This is a genomic window from Microbulbifer sediminum (assembly GCF_021729035.1).
In the GTDB taxonomy this organism is placed as follows: domain Bacteria; phylum Pseudomonadota; class Gammaproteobacteria; order Pseudomonadales; family Cellvibrionaceae; genus Microbulbifer; species Microbulbifer sediminum.
Genome location: NZ_JAJSAP010000004.1, coordinates 155,011 through 181,286, shown reverse-complemented (window position 1 = coordinate 181,286; position 26,276 = coordinate 155,011). Strand labels below are relative to the sequence as shown.

Sequence of the window (26,276 nt, the reverse complement as noted above, 5' to 3'; positions counted from 1 at the left end):
TTCCGGCCTGCGAGCCGCGGGGAGCAGACCTATGATGGGCGCGGTGCGCTGGCTGGCACGCAAGTTCTGGTTACTGACCGTCACTGTGGTGATCCTGTTGGCCATCGTGGTGCAGGCCGGGCGTTTGCTCTCCCCGCAGGTGGAGCAGTACCGGCCGCAGATCACTGCATTGCTTTCCGAGCGCCTGGGAGCGCCGGTAAAGATGGATCGCATCGCCCTGCGCTGGGAGGCCCTGGAAGTGGCGCTGCAGCTGGATGGCCTGCGCCTCGGGGAAAATGGCGAGATGCGCCTGGGTTACGGCCTGTTCCACCTCGACCTGCTGGCGAGCCTGTGGAACCGCGAGCTGGTGTGGAAAAACCTGCAGGTGCGGGATTTCACCGCGCAGCTGAACCGCATTGGTGCGGGCAACTGGCATGTGGACGGCTTTCCCGCCGCACCCCAGGGCGCCGAAGCAGACGGGGGCGAGGCTGGTGAGCGTCTCGGTGATCCCGCGCGCATCTTCCAGTTGGGGCCCAAAGTAGAGGTCAGGAACGCCAGCATTACGCTGCAGCTTGCTGATGGCCAGCGGGCCCGGATCAATCTGCCAGAGGTATTGCTGGAGAACAGTGGGGCATTCCACCGGCTTAGCGCACGCGCCTTTATTGCCGATACGGTTGTCGCGGAAGGGGCAGCTCCGGCCGCGCAGGCCCCGGCTGGTATGGAAACCCTGAGGCTGATCCTGGAGGGGCGGGGTGATCCTCGCGACCGGGAAGAATTCAGGCTCAACGGCTATCTCCAGCTGAATGAGTTACAGGTGAATTCGGACACTGTGGCGTTGCTGCAGCAGCTGACACCGGTCCCCGAGCGCTATCACTGGCAGGGCCGGAAAATTGCCCGAGGCAACCTGTGGTTGAACAGCGACAACGATGCCGGCTATCGCCTGCGCGGAAGACTCGACCTGGTGCAGCTCGATGGGGAGCTTTCGCCGGGGAGCGAAGATCCCGCGACGGCGGCAGACCTGTCTCCCGGGGATAGCGGAAAAGCAGGAGAGGAGTCGGGCGATGCCACTGCTGTGGCGGTGGATACCCTGGAGCCACTGCGGTCCCTGGGCGGGGATATTTCCGGGCAATGGTTGCCCGGCGGCCAGTGGCGACTTGCGTTGCAGGACATCGAGCTGGACTGGCGCGATGTCGCCATGCCGGTCCTGAACGTACAGGCCAGCGGCGGCGAAGACAGCGGGGTCCAGCTGTCGTTGGACCACCTGGAGCTGGAGGCCTGGAGCCGCATCCTGTCGCGCTTGCAGGTACTGCCGGAAAAGGCCGGTGCCTGGCTGGAGGCGCTGCAGCCCGCCGGCGCGCTCGAGAATCTCCGGTTCGGTCGCGACAGTGACGGAATGGTGTCATTGCGTGCCAATCTGCGGGATATGCGCGCTTCCGCCTATAAGTCTGCCCCGGCGGTAGAGGGGCTCGACGGCTACCTGCAGGTGCGCGGTAGTGAGGGGGCGGTGCAGCTGGCCGGTGACGAAGACCTGCGGCTGCACTTCCCCGAGCTCTATGAGCAGCCGTTCAGTTTTGAGCGTGCGCGCGGCACCGTTGCGTGGCATGTGGACAAAGAGGGAAATTCTGTCCAGGTGAATTCCGGTCCGCTGGAGCTCGAGGGCGGGGCGGGCGCCATTCGCGGCCAGTTCCTGCTGCAGCTGCCGTTTGTGCCTTATTCGCGGGCGGCGCAGTTGACCCTGGCCCTGGGCTTGCGGGATGCGCCGGTTTCGGCGCAGAAGCTGCTGGTGCCCTTTACCGTGAGTGATTCGTTGCGCGATTGGCTCGGTCGTTCGCTGGGTGATGATAATCCCGGCCGGTTGTCCCGGGCGGGTTTCCTCTACCGCGGCTATGGCTATCGCGAGGGCGATGACCCGGAGTTACTGGCGCTGGGCGAGCGCCCCGAGCGCCAGACCGTGCAGCTTTCTGCCGAGCTGGAGAATGGGCACATCGACTACCTTCCCGGTTGGCCCGCAGCGAGGGAGTTGGATGCGCACCTCGCCATCAACGACGCCCATGTCATGGTCAATGCGGAACACGCCCGGCTCTGGGGGATTGATGCCCGCGACATCGAGGTGGGCGTCTCGCCGGACCCTGCGGGGGAGGGGGCGCTGCTCGGTGTCCATGCCAGCCTGGCGGGCCCGGCCGGCGATGGCCTGCGCTTGTTGCGGGAGACTCCCCTGCGCGAGCGGCTCGGTGATGGTTTTGATGACTGGCAGCTGGATGGGAAGCTGCGTGGCAACCTGACCCTCTCCCAGCCCCTGGGAGAAGCCAGTATCGAGCCGCGCCAGATGATTGACCTGACCCTGGTCGATGGTGACCTGCGCATGGAGGATACCCGGCTGGTGGTCCAGTCCCTGGCCGGCAACTTCCACTACGACAGTGATGAAGGTCTCGAGGGTACAGCCCTGAGTGGCCAGCTCTGGGGGCGTCCCCTGACCGCCAGCATCCGTCACCAGGGCGAGGGGGACAACCGCGACACCCAGGTGGTGGTGCGCGGACGCACTACCACCCAGGCACTGCGCGAGTGGACTGGCCGGCCCGAGTTGTCCTGGCTGGATGGAGAGTTGGAGTACCACACCCTGGTGACTATCCCTGCGGCCAGCAAGGAAAAGCCCTACCGGGCCATTGTGGAGGTGAATTCCGACCTGGTTGGCGTGGCGGTCAACCTGCCGGCGCCGCTCGGCAAAGCGGCAGGTGAGACCTCCGATTTTGTGATGCGGGTGCCCATTGGGGAGCAGGGCAGCCTCTACAACCTCCAGTATGGTGAGCACGTCGCCGGGCAGTTCTGGAAAGTCGATGGTGAACTGGAGCGCGCGGTAATCGCCCTGAATGCCGAGGCCAGGCTGCCCGGTGAGCGGGGGCTCGCGATCACCGGTGACCTGTCGCAGGTGGACTTCCCCCATTGGCAGCGACTGCTCAAGATTTACGAAACTGCTACCGAGCCGGCCGTGCGTGCGGTTCGCAGCAGCGGGCCTGCGGCAATTGAAGGCGGTGATGCCACTGTCTCCGCCTCGGGAACCGGGGTCGATACGGCGGACCCACTGCCGGTAATGCTGGATCTCAGCACCGATCGCCTGATTCTGGGCAAGACGGACATCGAGCATATCCATGTGCGCGGGCGGGGGCTGGGCTCAAGCTGGGAGCTGGATTTCGACAGCGAAATGGCTGCCGGCCACCTGAGTGGTGTACTGAACGCGGAGACTCCTCTGCAGCTTGAGCTGGAACACCTGAGGCTCCCGGGCCCGGAAAAATCCCCTGAGGCAGGGGTGGATCAGTCACCGCAGGTTGAGCCAGCTGCCGATCCCTGGGCCGGATTTGAGTTTGCCGACCTGCCACAGCTGGATTTCAGCACCGAGCGGCTCTATGTGGGCGACGAGGATTTCGGCCGCTGGTCATTCAACCTGCGTCCGTCTGCGCAGCGCCTGGTGGTTGGGGATATCCGTGGCGCAGCCCGCGGCGTGCGGGTGGAGGGCCGCGGTGACGGAGATGACCGCCTGGGTGCCCAGCTGATGTGGATGCGGGACGCGGAGGGCAACGAGTCCTCCCAGTTTGTCGGGCGCCTGGTCGCCGATGACCTGGCGGACGTGCAGCGGGCCTGGGGGCAGGAGCCCGCGATCGAGAGTGAGTCTGCGCGTTTCGATACCGCCCTGCGCTGGGATGGTTCTCCAGCGCGGGTGGCGGCAGATGCACTCACCGGCGAGCTGAAAATCGATATTCGTGACGGGCGCTTCCTGCGGGCCAGCGATAATGCCGGCTCGGCCCTGCTGAGATTGCTGTCGTTGTTCAACTTCGATACCTGGGCGCGGCGCCTGCGGCTGGATTTCTCGGACCTTTACCAGAGCGGTATGGCGTTCGACCGGGTGCGTGGAGAGGTGTTCTTTGAGGGGGATGGCAGCTTGCTGATTGCGGTGCCGATCCAGGTGGAGGGGCCCACCAGCGAGCTGCAGATGGCGGGGCGCGTTAACCTCAAGCGTGAAGATCTCAACCTTACACTTGTGGCGACTCTGCCGGTGGGCAACAACCTGGCCCTGGTCGCCGCGCTTGCCGGCGGCCTGCCCGCCGCGGCCGGTGTTTACCTGATCAGTAAGGCGTTCAAGAAGCAGGTGAACAAGATGGCCAGTGTCAGTTACCGCATCAGCGGCGACTGGTCCGAGCCCGAGGTGCGGTTCGACAAGCTGTTCGATGGTGATGGCGCCGAGCGCCAGGGTGCCGAGGCGGGATTGTATCGCCCGCCCCCTGGCGGTCAGCCGGGCCAGCCAGAGGCGCCGGATGCTGAGGAAGTCTCCGGTTCGCCCGCTCCGGGGCCAGAAAAGAATGAGGGTGAAAACCCCACAGGTGTAATCTGAAGGCCGGATCTCCGACTAGAACTGTACAGCGAGGAGTTCTGGACATAGAGGAGAGTACGCATGCGCAAGCGCCTATTGGGAACCGCACTGCTGGCGATGGTCATCGGCCTGCCGGCCTGTACCGAGGCGGATGAAGAGCGCGCCACGGACGCGAACATGACCGTGGCCGAGGCCCGAGAGAATATCCGCACGGGCACCAACCTGTCTGCCATCCCCAATTCGGTCTGGAAGCAGATCCTGACCCCCGAGCAGTACGAGATACTGTGGGAAAAAGAGACGGAGCGACCGTTTTCCGGCAAGTGGCTGGAGAACAAGGCTGAAGGGACCTATGTCAGCGCGGGTTGCCGGCTGCCGGTGTTCAGCTCAGAGCACAAGTACAAGTCAGGCACCGGCTGGCCCAGTTTCTGGGACGTGGCCCACCCGGAAAATGTAATCCTCAAGGAGGACTACAGCTGGGGCATGAAGCGTACCGAGGTGTTGTCCAAGTGCGGGGAGCACCTTGGGCATGTATTCAAGGACGGCCCCCCGCCAACCGGCCTGAGGTACTGCCTGAATTCCCTGGCCCTGGATTTTGTCCCGGCGCTTGAAAAAACCGAATAATTGTTCGATATTGTGTCGTGCGGCCCAGCCGCGCGGCACGGCCCAGCGAAAGTGAGTGGGACAGGCCGGTGCCGATTGGATATATGGATTCGAGTGCGTCGTTACCGTTCCCGGGAGTCGCTGTCGGCTGAGTGCGGGCGGGCTACCGATGCAAAACAATAATCAATAGAGGTTCGAGCAGATGTCCGAGGTGGCCACATTGGGCGGGTTTTCCGTCAACCGCTACGCCCTGTTCCGGGTATTCAAATACACCATTTACCTGTTGCTCGCATACAATGTGTATGCGTTTTTTGTCGAAAACCACGCCGCAGCCGGGTCTGTGTTCGCCGATGGTGTACAGCTGGGGCGGGTGATCGAGGCCTACAACGATTCCATTGATACCCTGGCGTGGGTCCTGCTGCTACTGGTCTTCGAGCTGGAAACCTTCGTGCTGGCGGATGACCGGATTCGCGGCTGGGTGAAGTGGGCCCTGAATGGCGTGTCCGCTTTCTGTTACCTGTTTATTGTCTATTCGTTCTACGGTTATGTGGCCGAGATGGCTTCCCTGACCCACCTGTTACCGGTCTCCGAGTCCGCCTGCCAACTGGCAGCCAGCGGCGGGTGGCTGCTGGTCGTGGGGCAGGATGACTACGTGGCGCTGACCGCGCAGAACTGTGCTGCCCTCGCTGACACGCAGGTGCTGCGGCTGGCAGATGCGCAGATCGTGGGTGCAGTGTCCACCTGGAACGAGATCAAGTGGCTGGCGTGGACCGATGTGATCAATGCGGGGGCCTGGCTGCTGGTGGTGGCCATCCTGGCATTCGATGTCTGGCTGCAGCTGCGCCATGAGCTGTCCAGCGCCATCATGCGTTACTCGCAGGTGATCAAGGCAGTGCTGTATTTCACCTTGCTGCTGTGCGCTATCTACTGGGGTATCAACGGCAGCTTCCTGGACTTCTGGGATGCCTTCCTGTGGCTGGTGGCCTTCTTCTTTATCGAACTGAACCTGTTCGAGTGGCAGGCGGAGACGGCGGCGGAGAGCAGGGCCGAATCGGCGGCCTGAGTCGGGGCCGGCAGCTCATGAAAAAGGGCGAACCCAGCAGTTCGCCCTTTTTCCTGTTCCGCCGCTGAGCCCGGGCGACAGTAATTCGCCCTCCCGGGCAGCTGCGCCTGGCCGCCGTGGCGTCTACTGGTTTTCCTGTTCCTGCATAAAGAAATCCCGCAGGTAGCGGAACAGCTTGCGCTGGTGGGTGGGTGGCTTTTGCCTGTCCCGCTCGCGCAATGAGTCGCGGACCAGCTGGCGCAGGTGCTGGTGGTCTGCGTGCGGGTACTGGTTGAAGAAGTCGCTCTGTGCTTCGTTACCGCCGTCGAGCAGGCGCTTGCGCCACTCCTCTGCCATGCGGTCGAAGCGCACGTGCTGTTGGTCGCGTTCGTGGAATCGCGTCAGGGCCGCCTCGATGGCTTCACGGTCAGCACTGCGCATCAGCTTGCCAATATATTGCATCTGGCGCCGCCGGGCCTCGTTGGACTTGATGCGGTGAAGGGTGTCGATGGCCTCGAGGACGTCCGCATCCAGCGGTACTTCCGCCAGCTGCGCCTTGCCCAGCTGGGTCAGCTGCTGGCCCAGCTCCTGCAGCTCGTGCATTTCCTGCTTTACCCTTGTCTTGCTTTTGGGCAGGTCCTCATCGAAATCGTCGTATTCTTGCATTGCGGTGTTCCAGCTAAATAAGGTGCAGAGTCGCTCGCCTCGCCGGCACCTGGGGGCCGGCCAGGTCGGTTTGCTCAGGCGTAAAACAGGGTGGCGAGGCCCAGAAAGGACATAAAGCCCACCACGTCAGTAACAGTAGTCAGGGCCACACCGCCGGCCAGCGCAGGATCGATGCGGATGGCGCGTAGTGCCACTGGCAATATGGCTCCGGCAATGGCGGCGGTGATCAGGTTGATCACCATGGCGGCGAGGATGATCGCTGCGATGGTGATATCGTCGAACCACAGGGCAGCGATCACCGCCATGGCCAGTGACCAAAGCAGTGCATTGAGCACTGCGGAACCGAGCTCTCGCGTCAGCAACCAGCTAAGGTTGCTGCGCCCGATCTGGCCCAGTGCCATACCGCGGATCACCACCGTCAGGGTCTGGCTGCCGGCCACGCCCCCCATGCTGGCCACGATGGGCATCAGCACTGCCAGCGCCACCACCTTGTCGATTGTGCCCTGGAACAGGTTGATGACCCAGGAGGCGAGCAGGGCGGTGAGCAGGTTGATCCCCAGCCATACGGCCCGCCGGGGCGCCGTGCGTCGCACGGTGGCAAAAGTATCCTCTTCCTCGTCGAGGCCGGCCATGCTCATCAGCGAGTGGTCGGCGTCTTCCCGGATCACGTCCACCACGTCGTCGATGGTGATGCGGCCCAGCAGGCGGTTGTTGTCGTCCACTACCGGCGCCGTGATCCAGTCGTATTTCTGGAACAGCCGCGCCACCTCGGTATCGGGAAAATCGGCCGGGATGGGCTCGACATCCGTATTCATGACCTCGCGCACCGTGACCGACGGGTCGGTGGTCAGCAGCCGGGACAGGGGCAGCAGGCCGATATACTGGTCCCTGCGGTTGACCACGAACAGGTTGTCGGTGGAGGGCGGCAGTTGCTCGTGGCGACGCAGGTAGCGCAGCACCACATCCAGGGTCAGGTTGGGCCGCACGGAAATGGTATCCGTGTCCATCAGGCCGCCCGCGGTTTCCTCGTCGAACGCGAGCACCCGCTCGACCCGCAGTCGATCTGCCTCGGTCATGGCCGCCAGCACTTCGCCCATGACCCGATCGGGCAGCTGCTGCAGGATGTCGGCCACATCGTCGGCGTCGAGGCCTTCCATCGCCGCCACCATCTCCTCGGTGTCCATGGTGGCGAGGATCTGGCTCTTCACTTCGTATGACAGCTCGGGCAGTACCTCGCCCTCGACCTCCGGGTCGATCAGCTTCCACAGAATGTGGCGGATGCGCGGCGGCGAGCTTTCCAGCAGCTGGGCAATACTCTGCGGTGACAAGGTGTGCAGCATGCGCTGCACCTCCCGGCCGGTACCACTGTCCAGGGCAGCAAAAAGCTCGCTCAGCTGGTTCTGCGCGCGGAACTGGATGTCAGCGGGTGGCGGGTTGGACACGGCGTTTCCTTACTGCACTGCGTGGATTCGAGAGAGGTGGCGCGGCAATGGCGGCCGGGAAAGGATTTTATGCCGTTCGGCGTCGGGCTGCCAGCGGCAACGGGGGAGTGGCTACTCTCCTTCCCCGAAGCGGTCGTTGATCAGCGCTGCGATGGCTTCCAGTGCGGCCTCCTCGTCGCCGCCGGAAGCCTCCAGCTCCAGTTCCACACCTTTGCCCGCGGCCAGTAGCATCAGGGCCATGACACTCTTGCCATCGACACACTTGCCCTGGCAGTGAACGCGGATATCCGCGGAGAAGCGGGCCGAGGTCTGGGCCAGCTTACTGGCGGCGCGGGCGTGGAGGCCCAGTTTGTTGATAATGGTCAGGCGGCACTTCTGCATGGTGGTGTCGCGGTCTCCGGCTGTGCGTTACGGCTGCTGTTCGCGGTGGCGAACCTGGATATTATCGAACTGGCCGGCAAAGGTCTTGGCCAGTTGCTCCACCATATAGACGGAGCGGTGGCGACCACCGGTGCAGCCGACCGCGACGCAAGTGTAACTGCGGTTGCTCTGCTGGTAGGAAGGCAGCCAGCGTTCGAGGAATCCAATGATATCCCGTTGCATCTCGCCGGTCTCCTCGTGGGAGCGCAGGAACTCCACCACCTCCGGGTCCAGGCCGGTCTTCTGGCGCAGTTCCGCGACCCAGTAGGGGTTGGGCAGGCAGCGGAGGTCGAATACCAGGTCCGCGTCTACAGGTACCCCATGCTTGAAGCCGAATGACTGGAACAGGATTGCCATGCCCGGTGAGTCGCGGCCCACGACACGGGTCTTGACCTGGTCGCGCAGCTGGTGAAGGCTGAGGTTGCTGGTGTCGATCACCAGGTCGGCCATCCCGGCGAGGGGTGCCAGCAGCTCCTTTTCACGGTTCAGGGCTTCCAGCAGGTGGGTGCGGTTGTCGCTGAGGGGATGCTTGCGCCGGGTTTCGCTGAAGCGTTGCACCAGCACCGGCGAACGTGCGTCCAGGTAAATGACGTCGCAGGGGATGCCGCTCTCACGCAATTCCTCTATGACCCGCGGTGCCTGTTGCACGTCCTGCCACAGGTTGCGGGCATCGATCCCCAGTGCCAGCCGGGCGCTTTCCTCTCGGGGCTGTTCCCGCACCCGGCGCACCAGTTCCGGCAGAAGGCTGGCGGGCAGGTTGTCGATGCAGTTGAAGCCGACGTCTTCCAGCAATTGCAGTGCTGAACTCTTGCCGGAGCCGGAGCGGCCGCTGATGATCACCAGGCGCATAGATTCTCGAGGTCCGTTTCGTATGTTGATTGGGCAGCCGGCCAGCTGGGCGCTGCCCGGCCGGCATTCCGCCGCAGGCCAATGATCCGCCATTGCGGCGTCGGGCACAACGTCAACGGGAGTGTGTGAAGTTTCGCCGGTGGGCGCAGCGTGAGGAGCTGCGCCCGGGACATCAGGCGGCCGCGGCGCTGTCGATCGCCAATGCGTAGAGTTCGTCGCTGGAGTCTGCCTGGCGCAGCTTGTCCCTCACCCTGCTGTCGTTAAACAGGGCGGCGATTTCGGCCAGGGTATCCAGGTGCTCCTGCTCCGCGTCCTCCGGTACCAGGAGGGCGAACAGCAGGTCGACCGGTTGACGGTCGGCGGCATCGAAATCGATTGCCGGCTCGGTGGTGCACAGCACGCCGATGGCCTGCTGGCAGCCCGGCAGCCGACAGTGGGGGATGGCGACACCATCCCCGATGCCGGTAGAGCCCAGGCGCTCCCGTGCAATCAACTGGTTGAAAATCGTGTCTGCATCCAGGCGTGGATACTGCTCGGCAATGGCCTGGGCAATATTCAGCAAGAGCTTCTTTTTGCTGCTACCCGCCACCCGGCAAAGGCTGAGGCTGGGTGAGAGTAATGCTTCCAATGTCATAGTTTAACGATGGGCTCGCAACTTCTCTTTGTGTTTAATCAGCTGGCGATCGAGTTTGTCCGTCAGGCCGTCGATCGCCGCATACATGTCGTCAGCTTCCGAGTCCGCAAATATATCCCGTCCATTGACATGAACCACGGCCTCGGCACGCTGTATCTGTTTCTCTACTGACAGGGTGACCTGGCCATTGGTGATCAGGTCGTTATGGTGGGAGAGCTTATCCAGTTTTTCGAGACAGTAATCGCGAAGGGCTGAAGTCACTTCCAGGTGGCGGCCACTGATGTTGACTTGCATGGAGTTCTCCTGTTCGAGTGCATCGAAAGCGCGATCTGGGACCGGCGGCACCCCCGTCAGGGCGGCAACCCTACTAGGAAGTGCGCCAGATTGGAAGGATACACTCAAACTTCTGGTATTGGTTGTGGGCTGCGTGGAATTGCGTGCCCGTTGACAGCCTGTGACTGCTTTTCTCCGGGTGGTCAGATTGCGTCCGGACGCCCGTCAGGCGTGGCCTGCACGCGGCTCAGATAAGGCGCTTGCGCTCACTGGACGAGGGGATGCCCATGGATTCGCGGTATTTGGCCACCGTGCGGCGGGCCACCTTGATCCCCTGGTTTGCCAGCTCCTGGGTGATCTTGTTGTCCGACAGGGGCTTGCGCGGCAATTCGGCATCCACCATCTTGCGGATCAGTGCGCGAATGGCGGTGGAGGAGGCATCTTCGCCGGAGTTGGTGCTGACATGGCTGGAGAAAAAGTACTTGAGCTCAAACACGCCGCGGGGGGTGAGCATGTACTTCTGGGTAGTGACGCGAGAGATTGTGGACTCGTGCATACCCACGGTTTCTGCAATATCAGCCAGTACCATCGGCCTCATGCCCTCCGGTCCCTGCTCGAAAAAGCCCTGCTGTTTTTCGACGATGCTCGACGCTACCTTGAGCAGGGTCTCATTGCGGCTCTGCAGGCTTTTCAGGAACCAGCGGGCCTCCTGCAGGTGGTCGCGCAGGAAGTTGTTGTCGGCGGAGTTGTCGGCACGTTTGATCATGGACGCGTATCCGGCGTGGATGCGCAGTCGGGGAGTGGTCTCCGGGTTGAGCTCCACTTTCCAGCACTGCTGCCGCCGGGTCACGATGACATCCGGCACCACATAGTGGGGCTCGTCGCCACCAAAGGCTTCACCGGGATGCGGGTTGAGAGACTGGATAAGGCGCATCACCTCACCCAGCTGCTCTTCGTTGAGCCTGGTGCGGCGCCCCAGCTGGCGAAAGTCACGCTTGCCCAGCAGGTCCAGGTGTAAGTCGACGATGGCCTGGGCCTCGGCCAGCCAGGCGGTGCCAGGGGGCATCTGCTGCAGCTGCAGGAGCAGGGATTCGCGCAGGTCGCGAGCGCCACAGCCGGCCGGTTCAAACTGCTGGATGGCCTTCAGGACAGCGAGGACCTCGTCCTCGCCAACTTCCAGGGCGTCTGCCAGCTCTGCCAGCGGCGATTGCAGGAAGCCGCGTGTATCAATGGCATCAACCAGCGTTTCGGCAATTAATTTGTCATGGTCTGAGAGGGGGGTGAGGTTGAGCTGCCACAGCAGGTGGTCGTGAAGGCTTTCAGAAGCGGCGCTGCGCATCTCCAGCAGGTTGTCCTCTCCTGCCGGGCCGCTGTAGCTGCCACCGCTGTAGATGTCATCCCAGTGCGTATCGACCGGCAGGTCTTCTGGAATATCGTTGTTCCACTCGCTTTCGCTACTGGAATCCCCCGTTGCTTCATTCTGGTCCGCGGCTTCGCTCTGGCCCGCTGTAGGTCCGTCGCGTTCGGAGGGGGAGTGGTCCTCGCCGTTGGTCTCCTCTGCGGCCTGCTCGTGCTCATTGGTGTCGCTCTCCAGCAACGGGTTGCTGTCGAGGGCCGACTGGACCTCCTGTTGCAGGTCGAGCGTCGACAGTTGCAGGAGGCGGATAGCCTGCTGCAGCTGCGGGGTCATCGTTAGCTGGGTGCCGAGCTTGAGCTGGAGGGATTGCTTCATACAGGGTAGAGAACCGCGACAACGAAAGATTCTTCCGAATTTCGATTACGAGGCAGACTAACCTGCTGTGGGCGGGATTACAAGCAATAAGTATGCCGAAAATGATGGGCGTATTGGGTCAACAGGCAATGCAAGTGACAGAAATGCGGGCCTGCCGGCAAAGGTAGGACGGTTTTAGTCGTCCGGCCCGCATCAGATCGTGAATTCGTGGCCCAGGTAGACCTCGCGCACCTGCTGGTTGGCGAGTACGTCGTCCGGGGCGCCCGCGGCGATGATGTGCCCCTCGCTGACAATGTAGGCAGTCTCGCAGATGGAGAGGGTTTCGCGTACGTTGTGGTCGGTGATCAGGACGCCGATCTCGCGTGCGCGCAGATGCTGGATGATCTGCTTGATGTCGTTAACAGAGATGGGATCCACGCCGGCAAAGGGCTCATCCAGGAGTACGAATGCCGGGTCGGTGGCCAGTGCCCGGGCAATCTCCACCCGGCGCCGCTCGCCCCCGGAAAGTGACATGCCCAGGCTGCCTGCGATATGGGTGATATTGAATTCATTGAGCAGCTCATCGGCGCGCTGCTGCCGCTGGGCCCGTGACAGGTCCTTGCGGGTTTCGAGGATGGCAAGGATGTTGTCGCGGACCGTGAGGCGGCGGAAGACCGAAGCCTCCTGCGGCAGGTAGCCGATGCCCTTGTGGGCCCGGCCGTGCATGGAGAGTCGGGTGATATCCTCGTCATCGATCATCACCTGGCCGGCATCGGCGCGCACCAGGCCGGCGATCATGTAAAAACAGGTGGTCTTGCCGGCCCCGTTGGGGCCCAGCAATCCGACGACCTGGCCGCTCGAGACGCTGACGGATACGTCCTGTACGACTTTGCGCTTCTTGTATCGTTTGGCGAGGTGTAACGCCTGTAGCGTTGGCATACTGAATTCCTGCTGGGCGCAATGTACTGCCGTGACGGCGTGCGCTGGACCTGGTTGTTGCGAGGCCCGGGCCTCTGGCGGAAAGTTATTCTTCCGTCGAATCCCCGTTCGTTTCCTCGCTGTTGGTGGGTGCCTGCCCTTCGGGCTTGCGCTCCGGCTTCCAGATCATTTCGACCCGCCCGTCACCGGACTGTCCCTGGGCCTGCATTTTTTCGCTGTTGAGGTCGTAGTCGATCTGCTCTGCTGCCAGGGTGTTGCCGTCGCGATCCACGTAGGCATCGCCGGTCAGTTGCAGTTCGTCGGAGTTGACCTTGAATTCGATACGGCGCGCGCGGGCCTTGATCAGGTTCTGGGTCTGTTGCATCTGTTGCTGGAAGTGGGCCGGGCTGCCGGTGGCAATTACGCGTCGGATTTCCCCTTCCGGATTGCCGTGCACCTCGACGCGGTCGGCGCGAATCTGCAGGGAGCCCTGGGTAATGACCACATTGCCGCTGTACACGGACAGGTTCTTGCCGCGGTTGGCTTCCAGTTTCTGTGCGTTGACCTTGACCGGCTGCTGGCGGTCGGAGGGCAGGGCAGTCGCGTACAGCCCCGGCAGCAGTATCAGTGCCGCCAGGGCGCACAGTTGTCTATTGAGTTTCATAGGTGCTTTCCACCTCGGAGAGTATCTCTACCCGGTCTTGTTTCAGGAAGGCTCGCAGGCCTTTACCCTGTGTCCGGTTCGGGCCGGCGCCAATAGTAACAAGTTTGTCCGTTTCCGCGTATTCCTGGCGGGGCTTGATGGTGATTTCCTCGGTATCCAGTACGATACCGCCGGGCTCCGGAAGTTCATTGATGTGCACATCGCCGCGCAGGACGACTCGTTCGCCATTGTTGTGGGCGACCCCGGAGCGCGACTCCGTGCGCCACTTGGGCTGGTCGCCCTGGTAGAAAAGAATGCGGGGTTCCTGCAGGTTGGCACGGTCGCGGCGTGCAAACTGGAAGAAGGTGATCCGCTCGGCATCTACCCGGTAGGCGAGGTTGCCCTCCAGGCTGAAGTGGCGCGTACGCGCATCGCGGATCACCAGGTCCGGTGCGCGGTTGTACTGTTTCGGGGTCGGGCGCTTGCCCAGAAGCTCCGGCCGTGGGCTCTCCGTGAACCAGACGGCGGCGCTGATCAGGGCCACGATTACAAACAGGGGCAACCAGGTGCGCATCAGTGCTCCCCGATATAGGGCGCCAGTGCGGCGGTGAAGGTACCCTGTGCATGCATGATTCGATCGCACACCTCGCGCACCGCACCCTCGCCGCCACGACAGGAGGTGACCCACAGAGCCCGTTCGCGCACCGGCGGTGCGGCATTGGGGACCGAGATGGGGCAGCCGATGCGGGTCATCACCAGCAGGTCCGGATAATCGTCGCCCACGTAGGCGATATCGTCCAGCCGGCAGCCCTCGCCGTCGAGAAGTTCCTGCAGGGCGGAGAACTTGTCTTCCCGTCCCTGGATCAGTTTGTGGATGCCCAGGTCGTGTGCCCGGCGTTCCACCACACTGCTGCGGCGGCCGGTAATGATGGCTACCTGCACGCCGGACTTCTGCAGCATCTTGATGCCGTGGCCGTCGAGGGTGTTGAAGGTCTTCAGTTCGTTGCCGCTGTTGTCGAAATACAGGCGGCCGTCAGTGAGGACGCCGTCGACGTCCAGGACCAGCCAGCGCACCTGTGCCAGTTTACGGTCAATTTTCTCTTGCTGCTTTTCGCTGGAGCTCACAGTTTCTTGTCCTTGTTTCGGTCGCGGGATCAGATTACGCCGGCGCGCAGTATATCGTGCATATGCAGGAGGCCGATGGGGTGGCGGGCGTCATCTTCCACTACCAGGGCGGTAATCTTGTTGTCTTCCATTATTCGCAGCGCTTCGGCGGCGAGGGTGTCCGCGGAAACGGTTTTGGGGCGCCGGCTCATGACGATCTCCATGGTGGCCGTGTCCAGTTCCACCTTCTGGTCGATGACCCGGCGGAGGTCACCGTCTGTGAATACCCCCAGCAGGGTGCCCTTGCCGTCAACCACAGTGGTCATGCCGAAGCCTTTGCTGGTCATTTCCAGCAGTGCCTTGGATAGCGGTGTTTCCGGGGTTACCTGGGGCAGTTCCTCCCCGGCATGCATCACATCCTCCACCTTCAGCAGCAGCCGGCGCCCCAGGGCGCCGCCCGGGTGGGAGAAGGCGAAGTCTTCGGCGGTAAAACCGCGCGCCTCAAGCAGTGCGACCGCCAGTGCATCACCCATTACCAGGGTGACGGTGGTTGACGAAGTGGGTGCCAGGTTCAGCGGGCAGGCCTCGGTTTCCACAGCGATATCGAGATTGACATCGGCAGCCTGGGCCAGCGGCGAATCGGGCTTGCCGGTCATGCTGATCATGGGAATGCCCAGTCGCTTGAGCAGTGGCAGTAGCGTCAGCACCTCCGCCGAGGAGCCGGAGTTGGAGATCGCGATCACCAGGTCCTCCCGGGTGATCATGCCCAGGTCCCCATGGCTCGCCTCCCCGGGGTGTACGAAAAAGCTGGGGGTGCCGGTGCTGGCCAGGGTGGCGGCGATCTTGTTGCCGATGTGGCCGGACTTGCCCATCCCGGTGACGATGGCCCGGCCACGGCATTGCAGGATCAGTTCGCAGGCGCGCTTGAAGCCCTCGTCGATGCGGTTTTCCAGTGCCGCGACAGCTTCAGTTTCCATCAGTACGGTGCGGCGTCCCGCTTGCAGTATCAGGTCCTGGGTCATTGTGAATCTCAGTTTACAGCTCAATCAATTGTAGGAATTTCGGTCCGCCCTGTTTCAGTGGTGGAACAGTAGCCAGTAGTAGCCGCAGTAGCTCGCCAGCAGCAGTGTGCCCAGGGGGCGGCCCAGGCGCGCGCGCGCTGGGCTGTGCCACAGGCTGGCACTGATCGCGGCCACCAGCAGCAAAGTCATTGCCAGCATGGCGAGATAATCGCGGGAGAATACCTCAATCTCCATCTGAATGCTGGAGATCGCTCCGGACAGGGCCATCACCACGAGCAGGTTAAGGATGTTGGAGCCGATGACATTGCCCAGTGCCAGGTCGAAATGTCCCTTGGCCACGCTGGCCAGTGAGGCGGCGAGCTCGGGCAGGCTGGTACCCAGCGCAACGACCGTAAGCCCGACTACCAGGGGGCTGATGCCGGCGGCCAGGGCAAGGTGACGTGCGCCCCAGACAAGGATCTCCGAGCTCAGCAGCAGGGCAGCCAGGCCGATGGCGAACAGCGCGAAGCTGCGCGCTGTGGTGTAGGCCTGGATTTCCAGGTCTTCCTCTTCGGGGCCGTGGTGGCGCTTCTTGAAGCGTACCGTCAGCCATAGCAGTGGTGGGACCAGGCCCAGCATGACCAGTCCCTCGATGCGTGACAGGTAGCCATCGGCCAGGGTGAGGCCCGCCAGGCCGGTGACCGCCAGCAGCGCCGGGATCTCGTGGCGCAGCAGGTGGGGCTGGGCGGGGAGCGGGGCCACGAGCGCTGTGGCACCCAGCACCAGGCCGATATTGGCGAGGTTGGAGCCCAGGGCATTGCCGACACCGATTTCGCCGGCGCCCATCACGGCGGCGCTGCCCGCGACCATGATCTCCGGGGCCGAGGTGCCCAGCGAAACAATCGTAAGGCCGATCACCAGCTTGGAGAGGCCCATGCGCAGTGCCAGGGCCGCGCTACCGGCCACAAACCGGTCCGCGCTCCAGATGAGCCCGACTGCACCGCCGAGCACAGCTATCACAGCCAGCCACACTTGCGGCATGCTAACCTCTTGTTATTCGGAAGAATTGTGTCAGGAGACTGCCCGTCTGCCAAAGCGAGGTCTATGTCACTGATTTCATGTCATTACATCCCCACAACAGGGGGCGCGGCCATGGTATAGTCTGCCGCCTTCACTGTCAGCTCTGTCCTCTATTTCCACGCTAGGCATGGAACGGACGATAACTGGGTTGTGCTGGCCGTGGGCAGGATGCCGCGGGAGTCGGACGGTTCCATGGCACTTTTTGCCGCCATGTGCGTCCAAGGATCGATTCGCCAATGGGAGATTATTAGTGAGCTTCTTTATGAACAATGCCCGCCAGAGCTTTACCCGGCGTGCCCGACTGGTCCTGTGCGCCGTATTGGTCGCCGCCTGGGCGCCGTTCGCCAGTGCAGCCCAGGATCCCTATGCCATGATCGAGGGGGTCTCCCAGAAGCTGCTGGGCGTGATCCGTGCCAATGCGCAATACATGAATTCTGACCCGCAGCGCTACTACAGCGCGGTGGACAGCGTCCTGGAACCGGTGGTGGATTTCAATTTCATCGCCCGCGGTGTCATGGGGCGCTATGCCAAGCAGTCCACCACGGCCCAGCGCTCGCGCTTTACCAGCGCCTTCCGCAAGGACCTGGTAGCGACCTTCGCCCGCGGCGTGGCCAGCTTTGGTGATATGGAGGTGCGGGTGGTAAACCCCGGTACGCCGCCTTCCGGCCGGCGGGTGAATGTGCTGCAGGAGGTGCGCAGCCAGGAGGGGATCACCAAGGTGTCCTATACGCTGGTACGCAACCGGGCAGGCCAGTGGAAGCTGATCAATGTGATCCTCAATGGGGTAAACCTCGGTAAAACCTTCCGCAGCCAGTTTGCCCAGGCTGTGCAGACGCATGGCGGGGATATCGACAAGGTCATCGCCAACTGGTCCGCGGCGGACAACGTCGCCAACCAGGTCGGTTGAGCCAATTCTTTGCGGGTGCAGCGGAAAGCTGCACCCGCCCTCCGATTTCAGTACACTTCCGCTTTTCAATTCCAAGTTTCCCCGCCTATGCAACCTGAAGAAATCAAAGCCCTCATCGAGGGGCATATTCCCGACAGTCACGCCGATGTCGCCTTCGAGGGCAGTCACCTGATGGTTACCGTCGTCAGTGCGTCATTCGAGGGGCTGAGCCGGCTGAAAAAGCAGCAACTGGTGTATGGTGCGCTCGGCGACAAGATCGCTGACGGCACCCTGCACGCTGTGCAAATGCAGACACTGACGCCGGCTGAAGCCGGCAAATAGGAACGCGGTTGGATGGATAAACTGATTATTGAGGGCGGGAGCCCTATCTCCGGGAGTTTGCGGATTTCCGGGGCGAAAAATGCCGCGTTACCGATTCTGGCCGCGGCGCTGCTCGCTGACGGGCCTGTGCATATCCACAACCTGCCGCACCTCAACGATATCACCACCATGATCACGTTGTTGCGCTGCATGGGGTGTGAGGTCACCGTGGACGAGAAGCTGGCGGTCGAGATCGACCCCCGCTCGGTCAATGACCTGACGGCGCCCTATGAGCTGGTGAAGACCATGCGCGCGTCGATCCTGGTGCTGGGTCCTCTGCTCGCCCGCCATGGGGTGGCCAATGTGTCATTCCCCGGAGGCTGTTCAATCGGCAGCCGCCCGGTGGATATCCACCTGAAGGGGCTGGAGGCGATGGGCGCCGAGATCACCATCGACGGCGGCTTTATCCGCGCCCGCGCCAATGGCCGCCTGAAGGGTGCCAATATCGTGATGGAGAAGGTCACGGTTGGCGGCACTGAGAACCTGCTGATGGCAGCAGTGCTGGCAGAGGGCACTACCGTCCTGCATAACGCGGCACGGGAGCCGGAAATTGTCGATCTCGCCGAGTTCCTGATCGCCATGGGGGCCCAGATCGAGGGCGTGGGTACCGATACCCTGCGGGTGCATGGTGTATCCCGGCTCAACCCCTGTACCTTCAGTGTGATGCCTGACCGGATCGAGACCGGTACCTTCCTGGCAGCGGCTGCCGCGGCACGTGGCAAGGTGCGCCTGACCCATACGCGTGCCGATATCCTGGATGCGGTGCTGGTCAAGTTCGAAGAGGCCGGTGCGCACCTCAGTACTGGTGACGACTGGATCGAGTTGGATATGAAGGGCAATCGCCCGAAGGCAGTCAGTTTCCGCACCGCCCCCTATCCGGCATTTCCCACCGACATGCAGTCCCAGCTGATGGTTGTGAACGCCGTCGCCGAGGGCAAGGGTACCGTGGTGGAGACGATATTCGAGAACCGGCTGATCCAGGTGCATGAGCTCAACCGTATGGGAGCCAATATCGCCCTGGAGGGCAATACCGCAATTGTCACAGGGGTGGAGAAGCTCAAGGGGGCGCCGGTAATGGCCTCGGACCTGCGTGCGTCCGCCAGCCTGGTGATTGCGGGCATGGTGGCTGAGGGCACCACGGTAGTGGACCGCATCTACCATATCGACCGCGGATACGAGTGTATCGAGGAAAAACTGCAACAGCTGGGTGCCAACATCCGTCGCGTACCAGGCTGAGGGGGCGCAAGCTCCCACAGGGCCCGGGAGGGCGTCGGGCCCTGCCGCTATCAACACCTATACAACTGTCAATACGATGCAGATCACAATTGCGCTTACCAAGGGGCGGATTCTCAAGGAGACTCTGCCGTTGCTCGCGGCGGCGGGGCTCGAGCCGCAGGAAGATATCGCCAAGAGCCGGAAGCTGATTTTCCCCACCAACCATGAGGGCGTGCGCCTGCTGATCCTGCGAGGGTCTGACGTGCCTACCTATGTGCAGCACGGTGCGGCCGACGTGGGCGTGGCGGGCAAGGATACGCTGCTGGAGAACTCCAGTGACGGCATATACGAACCGCTGGACCTGGGCATAGCCCGCTGCCGACTGATGACCGCGGGCATTGCCGGGGCAGAGCTGCCCCGTGGCCGGATTCGCGTTGCCACCAAGTTTGTGCAGAGCGCGAGGCGCTACTATGCCGCACAGGGGCGCCAGGCCGACATTATCAAGCTGTACGGCGCCATGGAGCTGGCGCCGTTGATGGAGCTGGCCGACGAGATTGTGGATATCGTGGATACCGGCAATACGCTGCGGGCCAACGGCCTCGAGGCGCGGGATGCGATCGCGGACATCAGCAGTCGCCTGATTGTGAACAAGGCGTCGATGAAGATGAAGTACAGCCCTATCAATGCCTTGATCGAGAAACTCTCCGCCGCCGTGAGCGCGCGGGATGCAAGCTGAGGTGGCCGAAATGAGCAGTACTCCGATCCGCCGGCTGGATGCCGCCAGTGCTGGGTTCGAGCGGCAGCTCGATGAGCTGCTCGCCTGGGAGGCGGTCGCCGATGAAGCTGTCGAGCAGACGGTGGCGGCAATCCTTCGGGACGTGCGATCCCGGGGCGATGCGGCGCTGGTGGAATACACCAATCGCTTCGATCGCCGGGAGCTGCAGGCCGCGGCCGATTTTGCGCTTTCCGGGGATGCCCTGCAGGCGGCCCTGCAGAGAATATCCGCGGCTGAGCGCGGGGCTCTTGAGGTGGCGGCCGAGCGGGTGCGGGCCTATCACGAGCGCCAGTTGCAGGAATCCTGGCAGTACACCGAGGACGACGGCACGGTGTTGGGCCAGAAGATCACGCCGATGGAGCGGGTGGGCATTTATGTGCCTGGCGGCAAGGCCAGTTATCCGTCGTCGGTGCTGATGAATGCCCTGCCGGCCAGGGTCGCCGGCGTGGACTCCATAACCATGGTGGTACCGGCTCCCGATGGCCTGGTCAGCGATATGGTGCTCGCCGCTGCTGCGATTGCGGGGGTGGACCGGGTCTTTACCATCGGTGGGGCGCAGGCCGTGGCCGCACTGGCTTATGGCACCGAGACAATCGAGCGTGTCGACAAGATCGTCGGTCCGGGCAATATCTTTGTTGCCAGTGCCAAGCGTGCCGTCTTTGGGCGCGTGGCGATTGATATGATCGCCGGGCCGTCGGAGATCCTGGTGATCTGTGACGGCAAAACCGATCCGGATTGGATTGCGATGGACCTGCTGTCACAGGCTGAGCACGACGAGCAGGCGCAGTCCATCCTGCTGAGCCCCGACCGGGATTTCCTCGATGCCGTTCAGGCCTCGCTGGAAAAGTTGCTCGCTGATCTGCCGCGCCGGGATATCGCCGCCGCGTCGCTGGCCGGGCGCGGTGCACTGGTTTTGGTGGATTCGATTGAGCGCGCGATTGAGGTGGCCAACAGGATTGCCCCCGAGCACCTTGAGGTGTCCGTGGCTGAGCCCGAGCGCTACCTGTCGCAGATCCGCCACGCCGGCGCGATTTTCCTGGGGCGTCATACCGCCGAGGCTCTCGGGGATTATTGTGCCGGGCCGAATCACGTGTTGCCCACAAGCGGCACCGCCCGATTCTCCTCGCCGTTGGGGGTTTACGACTTCCAGAAGCGCAGCTCGATTATCCACTGCTCGCCGGAAGGTGCGGAGCAACTCGGCCGTGTCGCCGCGGCCCTTGCCCGTGGCGAGGGTCTGGAGGCCCATGCCCGCTCGGCCGGCTACCGGGTACGGGACTAGCGTCGGCCCAGGCTCCCGCTGAGGCTCAGTCTTCGGCCGGAATCCTGGTGGCCTGCCAGGCGACCGCCCGCCAGAGTCCGTCGCGCTTGACGAACGTGCCGGTGTTGAAATAATGCTTTGGGCCTTTGTCCGGAGTCTCCCCGCCGCGAGCTTGTCGTTGCTCCTCTGCCACCAGCCGGAAAGCGATCACGGCGGTATCCCCGAAGAGGCGGATATCCACATCCTCTGCCCGATAAGCAGTTGTTGCCGGCTGCTGCTCTCCCTCCTCGAAGCCCTGCAGTATGGTCTCCTTGCCAAAGCGGGCGCCGCCTGAACTGGTGTAGACCAGGTCTTCGGCCCAGAATCGCTGGTGTGCCTGTTTCTGGTGGGTGGTAGCCAGGAAGTTGTCGAGCAATTCACCCAGGGCGGCGCGGTCGTGTGCAAACGCCGGTGTACCGAACAGGAGACCGACTGCTGCTGCGAGAATCAGGGCTGTACGCATGGGCGTGTCCTCTTGTGTCGTTTTTTATTCCTGTGTGGGCGGCGGTGCGGCCTGTTCGGGATTTTCACCCTGTGGTTTTGGCGGCTCGGCGACGACAGCCTCTACCGAGGATTCAGTTCCGTCGCGGATGAAGCTGATGGTAACCGTGTCACCGGGGCGGAGTGTGAACATGGTCGCCAGGCCGCGCATGCCATTGCGCAGCGGCAGGCCGTTGATATGGGTGAGTACATCGCCGGGCTTCAGGCCGGCATTGAAGGCCGGGCCCTCATTGTAGATCGCGGTGACCACCATGCCCTCGGTTGACTGCGGCAGGTTGAAAGTGCGCGCGAGCTGTGGTGCCCGGCTGAGGTCGATGGCCTCGATGCCCAGCCAGCCGGGGACAACGCGGCCGTACTCGATGATGTCCTCCATCACCTTGAGGGCAATATTGGCGGGAATCGCGAAACTGATACCGCCGGTGTAGCCGCTCTTGTCGAGTATCGAGGTGTTGATGCCCAGCAGGCGCCCCCGGGTGTCCACGAGGGGGCCACCGGAGTTTCCGGGGTTGACCGCTGCATCGGTCTGCAGGAAGTTCTGCAGCCAGCCGCCGGCGCCGTAGTTCGTCAGGTTGCGGGCACCGGTGGCACTGATGATGCCCTGGGTTACAGTCTGACCGACCCCGAACGGGTTGCCGATTGCGAGCACGATATCCCCCACCTGTGCCTTCTCCGGGTCGCCCACCTCGATAGCATGCAGGTCGGGGATGTCCACCTTGAGCACTGCCAGGTCGAAGTTGGGTTCGGTGCCCACCAGCTCTGCCCGGGCCTCGCGGCCGTCGGCCAGGTACACGGTAATCGCATCCGCCTGGTTGATGACGTGGTGGTTGGTGAGGATGTAGCCGTCCTCGCTGACGATCACGCCGGAGCCCAGGTTGGCTTGCATACGGTCCCTGAGCTGCGGCAGGTCGGTGCTTTCCAGCAGGGCCCGGAAGGCCGGGTTTTCCAGTAGCGGATGGCGCCGCTGGGGTACGGCGTTGCGGGTGTAGATATTGACCACCGCCGGGCTGGCGCTGTTCACCGCCCGGGCGTAGGACACGGGGCCGTTCCACTCGTCCCGGTCGGGGCCGAAAGCCCCGTTGCGTAACTGCGGAAACAGCAGCAGGGCACTCGCAGCCAGCAGCAGCCCGATAGCCGCCGGGATAGCCCAGTCTTGTAGAAATCGTTGTAAGGACACTCTAGCCTCCTGAATTTGCGGCCATTATACGGGTTTGGCGCCCGGATTCATCGCATCCGCGGGCGCAGGGGACTTGGGCGGTTGCCGGTAATCCGTATAATGCGTGCTCCTGAATTATTTCATTGGTAAGAATCGATAACTTTCGGAGACCCGTATGTCCCTGGTTCGTCCCCACGGCAGCGTCGAGCTGCAGCCCCGCTTTGTCTATGACAGTGAGCGGCATCACCAGCTGATGCACGAGGCGGAGTCCCTGCCGTCGATCGTGGTGAGCTCCGCTGCGGCGGCCAACGCCGTGATGCTGGGGGCTGGCTATTTCAACCCGCTGCATGGCTACATGAACCTGGCTGATACCCTGAGTGTGGCGAAGTCCCTGCGTACCTGCGATGGCCTGTTCTGGCCGGTGCCGGTGGTGAACATGGTGCAGGACACCAGCGCCATCGAGGGCGCTTCCCGCATCGCACTGCGCGACCCCAATGTTGAGGGCAATCCGGTGCTGGCGATCATGGACGTGGAAGCGATCGAGACTGTCACTGACGAGCAGGTCAATACCATCGCTGAGCAGGTTTTCGGCACCCTCGATAACAAGCATCCCGGTGTGGCCACCTTCAAGTCCGCTGGCCGCAAACTGCTCTCCGGGCCGATTGAGGTGCTGAATTTCAGCTATTTCCAGAGTGACTTCCCGGATACTTTCCGTACCGCGGTCGAAATTCGCCATGAGTTCGCCGAGCGCGGCTGGAACAAGGTCGTGGCTTTCCAGACCCGCAATCCCATGCACCGTGCCCACGAGGAGCTGTGCAAGATGGCGCTTGAGGCTGTGGATGCGGATGGCGTGCTGATCCATATGTTGCTGGGTCAGTTGAAGCCGGGCGATATCCCGGCGCCGGTGCGCGATGCGGCGATCCGCAAGATGGTTGAGCTTTATTTCCCCGCGAACACGGTAATGGTGACCGGTTATGGGTTTGACATGCTGTACGCGGGGCCGCGCGAGGCAGTATTGCATGCGGTGTTCCGCCAGAATTGCGGCTGCAGCCACCTGATCGTGGGTCGCGACCATGCCGGTGTGGGTGACTACTACGGAGCCTTTGATGCCCAGACCATCTTTGATGAGAAGGTACCGGAAGGGGCACTGGAGATTGAGATCTTCCGTGCCGATCATACGGCCTACTCAAAAAAGCTGAATAAGGTCGTGATGATGCGGGATGTGCCGGATCACACCAAGGAAGACTTTATCCTGCTTTCCGGTACCAAGGTCCGCGAGATGCTGGGAGACGGTATCGCGCCGCCCCAGGAGTTTTCCCGGCCGGAAGTCGCCCAGATCCTGATGGATTACTACCAGAGCGTCTGACCGGAAGCTCGGGCAATAAAAAAGGGCGGGTTTAAACCCGCCCTTTTTTATTGGTGCTGTGGCGACCTGCCTCCCGCCGGAAGCGCTCTGCCCGGCGCCGATGTCCGTCCGGCCTGTCAGCGATTGACCACGTTTTCCGAGCTCTCCTGCAGCTCCTTGTCCAGGCCATAGTCCTCAGCCAGGGTGCCCTTGGCACCAGGTTCTTTCGGGGCCCAGTCCCGGGGTGGTTCGACACTCTTGAGGCTCTCGTCGTTTTCGCTCAGCTTGCCGCTGCCCGCCTCCAGCATCTGTCGGCCGATGTCCTGGCTGGACAGGCGCATGGCGCTGTTGGCCAGGTACTCGTGGACTTCCCGGTAGCTTTCGGTGAGGTTGTGAACCAGTTGGGAGGTCTGGTCAAAGTGCTCGTTGACCTGCAGCTGGAAGTCCTCGAGCTTGCGATTGGCCTCTTTCAGGCGCAGCTCCAGTTCCTGGGTGCGGTCGATACCACCGCGGTTGCGGGTGGCGAGAAATGCCAGTAGCGCGCCCAGCGCCAGTCCCAGAATTCCGACCAGAATGAGAATCGATGTAGAGTGCACGAATACAGTCTCCCGGGTTGCGAATGTGTGCGCCTTCCCTGGCGCCGTCCAGGCCCTAGTATACGCAATTCGGTGGCTGTCGTCGGGGGGATTTGGAAAAGATGGCTGGCTGGTCAGCCCTTTTCCGGTCCGTGCCCGGCTGCTGGCACTGCGCTAGGCGCTGATCAGCCTAATTTGGTAAAGTGGCGCCCCTCGCAACCACCCAGGGTCCAGCACCGAACCATGTCCCCCGACCAGTCACCCCAGCTCTCACCCGTCGAGCGTTATCAGCGCGACCTGCAGCGGCCAGACTTTGTGGCCGATCCCGCACAGGCAGCCGCCGTGGATGAGTTGCAGGACCTCTACGAGCGACTGTGTGCGGAAACACGGGCCCCGGGCCTGTGGCGGCGGCTACAGGGGTTGTGGCGGCAGCCGGTGCGTGAGCCCGAAACCGGGCTCTACTTCTGGGGCGGGGTAGGGCGCGGCAAGACCTACCTGATGGACGCTTTTTACGAGTCGCTGCCGTTTGCCGAAAAACAGCGCACGCATTTTCATCGCTTTATGCGTGAAGCGCACCGCGAGCTGAAGCGGCTGGATGGGGAAAAGAACCCGCTGGAACTGGTGGCCGACGGTATAGCCGGCCGCACCCGCGTGCTCTGTTTTGACGAGTTTTTCGTGTCCGACATTACCGATGCGATGATCCTGGCGGGGCTGTTGGATGCATTGTTCCGGCGGGGCGTCACACTGGTGGCCACCTCCAATATCGAACCCGAGGGTTTGTACCGCAATGGCCTGCAGCGGGCGCGCTTCCTGCCGGCAATCGACTTGCTGCGCCGCTACACCAGGGTATTGAATGTGGACGGGGGCACAGACTACCGGCTGCGGGCCCTGGAGAGGGCTGAACTCTATCACTGTCCCCTGGACGACGAGGCTGACCAGAGCCTGGAGGCCAGTTTTGCCAGCCTGATCGTAGAGGGGGCCGAGATCCGCGAGGATGAGGCGCTCGATATCGAGGGGCGCACCATTGTGGCGCGGCGGGAGGCGGACGATGTTGCCTGGTTCGAGTTTGCGGAACTCTGTGATGGGCCCCGCTCACAGAATGACTATATAGAGCTCGCGCGGGAGTACCACAGCGTCCTGCTGGCCAACGTCCCCTGCATGGACGGGCGCATGGAGAACCAGGCCCGCCGGTTCATCAACCTGGTGGACGAGTTTTATGACCGTTGCGTCAAGGTGGTCATTTCTGCAGAGGTGCCGGTGGCAGAGTTATACCGGGGACGCCACCTCCGGTTCGAGTTTGAACGCACGGTCAGTAGGTTGCTGGAGATGCAATCGCGGGAGTATCTGGCGCGGCCCCACCGGCCAGACTAAGTTGATGTCAGGCGGGTTAAAAATCACCCAGATAATCCTTGAAATGCCCCGG

26 protein-coding genes are annotated in these 26,276 nt (G+C 62.7%); 10 read left to right on the top strand and 16 right to left on the bottom strand.

Going from position 1 to position 26,276, the window contains the following annotated elements:
- Nucleotides 1-31 precede the first annotated feature (31 nt).
- The 3 genes from LVD11_RS08230 (at nucleotide 32) to LVD11_RS08220 (ending at nucleotide 6,005) form a co-directional block, all read left to right on the top strand.
- Nucleotides 32-4,363: a YhdP family phospholipid transporter gene (locus LVD11_RS08230; protein ID WP_237057804.1), complete on the top strand. Its 4,332-nt coding sequence runs from the start codon at nucleotides 32-34 to the stop codon at nucleotides 4,361-4,363.
- Between the two features lie 60 nt (nucleotides 4,364-4,423).
- Nucleotides 4,424-4,963, top strand: a complete 540-nt coding sequence (gene msrB / locus LVD11_RS08225) for a peptide-methionine (R)-S-oxide reductase MsrB (protein WP_237057802.1) — start codon at nucleotides 4,424-4,426, stop codon at nucleotides 4,961-4,963.
- A 181-nt stretch (nucleotides 4,964-5,144) separates the two neighbouring features.
- Nucleotides 5,145-6,005: a hypothetical protein gene (locus LVD11_RS08220; RefSeq protein ID WP_237057800.1), complete on the top strand. Its 861-nt coding sequence runs from the start codon at nucleotides 5,145-5,147 to the stop codon at nucleotides 6,003-6,005.
- Nucleotides 6,006-6,128: 123 nt separating this feature from the next.
- Here LVD11_RS08220 and yjgA read toward each other — a convergent pair whose 3' ends face one another.
- The 13 genes from yjgA to LVD11_RS08155 form a co-directional block, all read right to left on the bottom strand.
- The gene (gene yjgA / locus LVD11_RS08215; protein ID WP_237057798.1) at nucleotides 6,129-6,650 is read right to left on the bottom strand and encodes a ribosome biogenesis factor YjgA; all 522 of its coding nucleotides are present in this window, start codon (nucleotides 6,648-6,650) and stop codon (nucleotides 6,129-6,131) included.
- A gap of 74 nt (nucleotides 6,651-6,724) precedes the next feature.
- Nucleotides 6,725-8,092, bottom strand: a complete 1,368-nt coding sequence (gene mgtE / locus LVD11_RS08210) for a magnesium transporter (RefSeq protein ID WP_439651278.1) — start codon at nucleotides 8,090-8,092, stop codon at nucleotides 6,725-6,727.
- Between the two features lie 111 nt (nucleotides 8,093-8,203).
- On the bottom strand, nucleotides 8,204-8,473 hold the full coding sequence (locus LVD11_RS08205; protein ID WP_237057796.1) for an HPr family phosphocarrier protein: 270 nt from the start codon (nucleotides 8,471-8,473) through the stop codon (nucleotides 8,204-8,206).
- Between the two features lie 27 nt (nucleotides 8,474-8,500).
- Entirely contained in the window at nucleotides 8,501-9,361 is an 861-nt protein-coding gene (gene rapZ, locus LVD11_RS08200; protein ID WP_237057793.1) for an RNase adapter RapZ, read from the bottom strand.
- Between the two features lie 172 nt (nucleotides 9,362-9,533).
- Complete coding sequence (gene ptsN / locus LVD11_RS08195) at nucleotides 9,534-9,995, bottom strand: PTS IIA-like nitrogen regulatory protein PtsN (protein ID WP_237057791.1); 462 nt, start codon at nucleotides 9,993-9,995, stop codon at nucleotides 9,534-9,536.
- A gap of 3 nt (nucleotides 9,996-9,998) precedes the next feature.
- Nucleotides 9,999-10,289, bottom strand: coding sequence for a ribosome hibernation-promoting factor, HPF/YfiA family (gene hpf / locus LVD11_RS08190; protein WP_237057789.1), 291 nt, complete (start codon nucleotides 10,287-10,289; stop codon nucleotides 9,999-10,001).
- 226 nt (nucleotides 10,290-10,515) lie between these two features.
- The gene (locus LVD11_RS08185; protein WP_237057786.1) at nucleotides 10,516-12,000 is read right to left on the bottom strand and encodes an RNA polymerase factor sigma-54; all 1,485 of its coding nucleotides are present in this window, start codon (nucleotides 11,998-12,000) and stop codon (nucleotides 10,516-10,518) included.
- A gap of 192 nt (nucleotides 12,001-12,192) precedes the next feature.
- On the bottom strand, nucleotides 12,193-12,918 hold the full coding sequence (lptB, locus tag LVD11_RS08180) for an LPS export ABC transporter ATP-binding protein (protein ID WP_237057784.1): 726 nt from the start codon (nucleotides 12,916-12,918) through the stop codon (nucleotides 12,193-12,195).
- An 85-nt stretch (nucleotides 12,919-13,003) separates the two neighbouring features.
- Nucleotides 13,004-13,561: a lipopolysaccharide transport periplasmic protein LptA gene (gene lptA, locus LVD11_RS08175; RefSeq protein WP_237057782.1), complete on the bottom strand. Its 558-nt coding sequence runs from the start codon at nucleotides 13,559-13,561 to the stop codon at nucleotides 13,004-13,006.
- Complete coding sequence (gene lptC, locus LVD11_RS08170) at nucleotides 13,548-14,114, bottom strand: LPS export ABC transporter periplasmic protein LptC (protein WP_237057780.1); 567 nt, start codon at nucleotides 14,112-14,114, stop codon at nucleotides 13,548-13,550. The genes lptA and lptC overlap by 14 nt, the downstream gene beginning before the upstream one ends.
- Entirely contained in the window at nucleotides 14,114-14,665 is a 552-nt protein-coding gene (locus LVD11_RS08165; RefSeq protein ID WP_237057778.1) for a KdsC family phosphatase, read from the bottom strand. Before LVD11_RS08165 ends, lptC begins: the two co-directional genes overlap by 1 nt.
- A 29-nt stretch (nucleotides 14,666-14,694) precedes the next feature.
- Entirely contained in the window at nucleotides 14,695-15,666 is a 972-nt protein-coding gene (locus LVD11_RS08160; protein ID WP_237057776.1) for a KpsF/GutQ family sugar-phosphate isomerase, read from the bottom strand.
- A gap of 54 nt (nucleotides 15,667-15,720) precedes the next feature.
- Nucleotides 15,721-16,686, bottom strand: coding sequence for a calcium/sodium antiporter (locus LVD11_RS08155; protein ID WP_237057774.1), 966 nt, complete (start codon nucleotides 16,684-16,686; stop codon nucleotides 15,721-15,723).
- Nucleotides 16,687-16,987: 301 nt separating this feature from the next.
- Between LVD11_RS08155 and LVD11_RS08150 the strand changes: the two genes are divergently transcribed.
- The 5 genes from LVD11_RS08150 to hisD all read left to right on the top strand — a co-directional run bounded on the left by LVD11_RS08150 (nucleotide 16,988) and on the right by hisD (nucleotide 21,261).
- Nucleotides 16,988-17,632, top strand: a complete 645-nt coding sequence (locus LVD11_RS08150) for an MlaC/ttg2D family ABC transporter substrate-binding protein (RefSeq protein ID WP_237057771.1) — start codon at nucleotides 16,988-16,990, stop codon at nucleotides 17,630-17,632.
- An 87-nt stretch (nucleotides 17,633-17,719) separates the two neighbouring features.
- Complete coding sequence (locus LVD11_RS08145) at nucleotides 17,720-17,953, top strand: BolA family protein (protein WP_237057769.1); 234 nt, start codon at nucleotides 17,720-17,722, stop codon at nucleotides 17,951-17,953.
- Between the two features lie 12 nt (nucleotides 17,954-17,965).
- Nucleotides 17,966-19,228: a UDP-N-acetylglucosamine 1-carboxyvinyltransferase gene (murA, locus tag LVD11_RS08140; RefSeq protein ID WP_237057767.1), complete on the top strand. Its 1,263-nt coding sequence runs from the start codon at nucleotides 17,966-17,968 to the stop codon at nucleotides 19,226-19,228.
- Nucleotides 19,229-19,304: 76 nt separating this feature from the next.
- Nucleotides 19,305-19,943 (top strand): ATP phosphoribosyltransferase, encoded by a 639-nt coding sequence (gene hisG, locus LVD11_RS08135; RefSeq protein ID WP_237057765.1) that lies wholly within the window; start codon nucleotides 19,305-19,307, stop codon nucleotides 19,941-19,943.
- 10 nt (nucleotides 19,944-19,953) lie between these two features.
- The gene (gene hisD / locus LVD11_RS08130) at nucleotides 19,954-21,261 is read left to right on the top strand and encodes a histidinol dehydrogenase (RefSeq protein WP_237057763.1); all 1,308 of its coding nucleotides are present in this window, start codon (nucleotides 19,954-19,956) and stop codon (nucleotides 21,259-21,261) included.
- A gap of 25 nt (nucleotides 21,262-21,286) precedes the next feature.
- On the opposite strand, the gene LVD11_RS08125 is transcribed toward hisD, so the two are convergent.
- Together LVD11_RS08125 and LVD11_RS08120 are read right to left on the bottom strand one after the other, a co-directional pair.
- Complete coding sequence (locus LVD11_RS08125; protein ID WP_237057761.1) at nucleotides 21,287-21,742, bottom strand: nuclear transport factor 2 family protein; 456 nt, start codon at nucleotides 21,740-21,742, stop codon at nucleotides 21,287-21,289.
- 24 nt (nucleotides 21,743-21,766) lie between these two features.
- Nucleotides 21,767-22,954 carry a S1C family serine protease gene (locus LVD11_RS08120; RefSeq protein WP_237057759.1) on the bottom strand — a complete coding sequence of 396 codons (1,188 nt, stop codon included), beginning with the start codon at nucleotides 22,952-22,954 and terminating at the stop codon, nucleotides 21,767-21,769.
- A gap of 154 nt (nucleotides 22,955-23,108) precedes the next feature.
- Here LVD11_RS08120 and sat point away from each other — a divergent pair, with 154 nt between their 5' ends.
- The gene (gene sat / locus LVD11_RS08115) at nucleotides 23,109-24,299 is read left to right on the top strand and encodes a sulfate adenylyltransferase (RefSeq protein WP_237057757.1); all 1,191 of its coding nucleotides are present in this window, start codon (nucleotides 23,109-23,111) and stop codon (nucleotides 24,297-24,299) included.
- 116 nt (nucleotides 24,300-24,415) lie between these two features.
- Here sat and LVD11_RS08110 read toward each other — a convergent pair whose 3' ends face one another.
- Entirely contained in the window at nucleotides 24,416-24,874 is a 459-nt protein-coding gene (locus LVD11_RS08110; protein ID WP_237057755.1) for a Z-ring associated ZapG family protein, read from the bottom strand.
- Between the two features lie 222 nt (nucleotides 24,875-25,096).
- Between LVD11_RS08110 and zapE the strand changes: the two genes are divergently transcribed.
- Nucleotides 25,097-26,224: a cell division protein ZapE gene (zapE, locus tag LVD11_RS08105; RefSeq protein ID WP_237057753.1), complete on the top strand. Its 1,128-nt coding sequence runs from the start codon at nucleotides 25,097-25,099 to the stop codon at nucleotides 26,222-26,224.
- Nucleotides 26,225-26,276: the final 52 nt, after the last annotated feature.

What these genes read in the sequence shown, in the direction of transcription:
- LVD11_RS08230 (WP_237057804.1), top strand. Translation starts at nt 32, where the DNA reads ATGATGGGCGCGGTGCGCTGGCTGGCACGCAAGTTCTGGTTACTGACC.
- msrB (WP_237057802.1), top strand. Translation starts at nt 4,424, where the DNA reads ATGCGCAAGCGCCTATTGGGAACCGCACTGCTGGCGATGGTCATCGGC.
- LVD11_RS08220 (WP_237057800.1), top strand. Translation starts at nt 5,145, where the DNA reads ATGTCCGAGGTGGCCACATTGGGCGGGTTTTCCGTCAACCGCTACGCC.
- yjgA (WP_237057798.1), bottom strand. Translation starts at nt 6,650, where the DNA reads ATGCAAGAATACGACGATTTCGATGAGGACCTGCCCAAAAGCAAGACA.
- LVD11_RS08205 (WP_237057796.1), bottom strand. Translation starts at nt 8,473, where the DNA reads ATGCAGAAGTGCCGCCTGACCATTATCAACAAACTGGGCCTCCACGCC.
- rapZ (WP_237057793.1), bottom strand. Translation starts at nt 9,361, where the DNA reads ATGCGCCTGGTGATCATCAGCGGCCGCTCCGGCTCCGGCAAGAGTTCA.
- ptsN (WP_237057791.1), bottom strand. Translation starts at nt 9,995, where the DNA reads ATGACATTGGAAGCATTACTCTCACCCAGCCTCAGCCTTTGCCGGGTG.
- hpf (WP_237057789.1), bottom strand. Translation starts at nt 10,289, where the DNA reads ATGCAAGTCAACATCAGTGGCCGCCACCTGGAAGTGACTTCAGCCCTT.
- LVD11_RS08185 (WP_237057786.1), bottom strand. Translation starts at nt 12,000, where the DNA reads ATGAAGCAATCCCTCCAGCTCAAGCTCGGCACCCAGCTAACGATGACC.
- lptB (WP_237057784.1), bottom strand. Translation starts at nt 12,918, where the DNA reads ATGCCAACGCTACAGGCGTTACACCTCGCCAAACGATACAAGAAGCGC.
- lptA (WP_237057782.1), bottom strand. Translation starts at nt 13,561, where the DNA reads ATGAAACTCAATAGACAACTGTGCGCCCTGGCGGCACTGATACTGCTG.
- lptC (WP_237057780.1), bottom strand. Translation starts at nt 14,114, where the DNA reads ATGCGCACCTGGTTGCCCCTGTTTGTAATCGTGGCCCTGATCAGCGCC.
- LVD11_RS08160 (WP_237057776.1), bottom strand. Translation starts at nt 15,666, where the DNA reads ATGACCCAGGACCTGATACTGCAAGCGGGACGCCGCACCGTACTGATG.
- LVD11_RS08155 (WP_237057774.1), bottom strand. Translation starts at nt 16,686, where the DNA reads ATGCCGCAAGTGTGGCTGGCTGTGATAGCTGTGCTCGGCGGTGCAGTC.
- LVD11_RS08150 (WP_237057771.1), top strand. Translation starts at nt 16,988, where the DNA reads ATGAACAATGCCCGCCAGAGCTTTACCCGGCGTGCCCGACTGGTCCTG.
- LVD11_RS08145 (WP_237057769.1), top strand. Translation starts at nt 17,720, where the DNA reads ATGCAACCTGAAGAAATCAAAGCCCTCATCGAGGGGCATATTCCCGAC.
- murA (WP_237057767.1), top strand. Translation starts at nt 17,966, where the DNA reads ATGGATAAACTGATTATTGAGGGCGGGAGCCCTATCTCCGGGAGTTTG.
- hisG (WP_237057765.1), top strand. Translation starts at nt 19,305, where the DNA reads ATGCAGATCACAATTGCGCTTACCAAGGGGCGGATTCTCAAGGAGACT.
- hisD (WP_237057763.1), top strand. Translation starts at nt 19,954, where the DNA reads ATGAGCAGTACTCCGATCCGCCGGCTGGATGCCGCCAGTGCTGGGTTC.
- LVD11_RS08125 (WP_237057761.1), bottom strand. Translation starts at nt 21,742, where the DNA reads ATGCGTACAGCCCTGATTCTCGCAGCAGCAGTCGGTCTCCTGTTCGGT.
- sat (WP_237057757.1), top strand. Translation starts at nt 23,109, where the DNA reads ATGTCCCTGGTTCGTCCCCACGGCAGCGTCGAGCTGCAGCCCCGCTTT.
- zapE (WP_237057753.1), top strand. Translation starts at nt 25,097, where the DNA reads ATGTCCCCCGACCAGTCACCCCAGCTCTCACCCGTCGAGCGTTATCAG.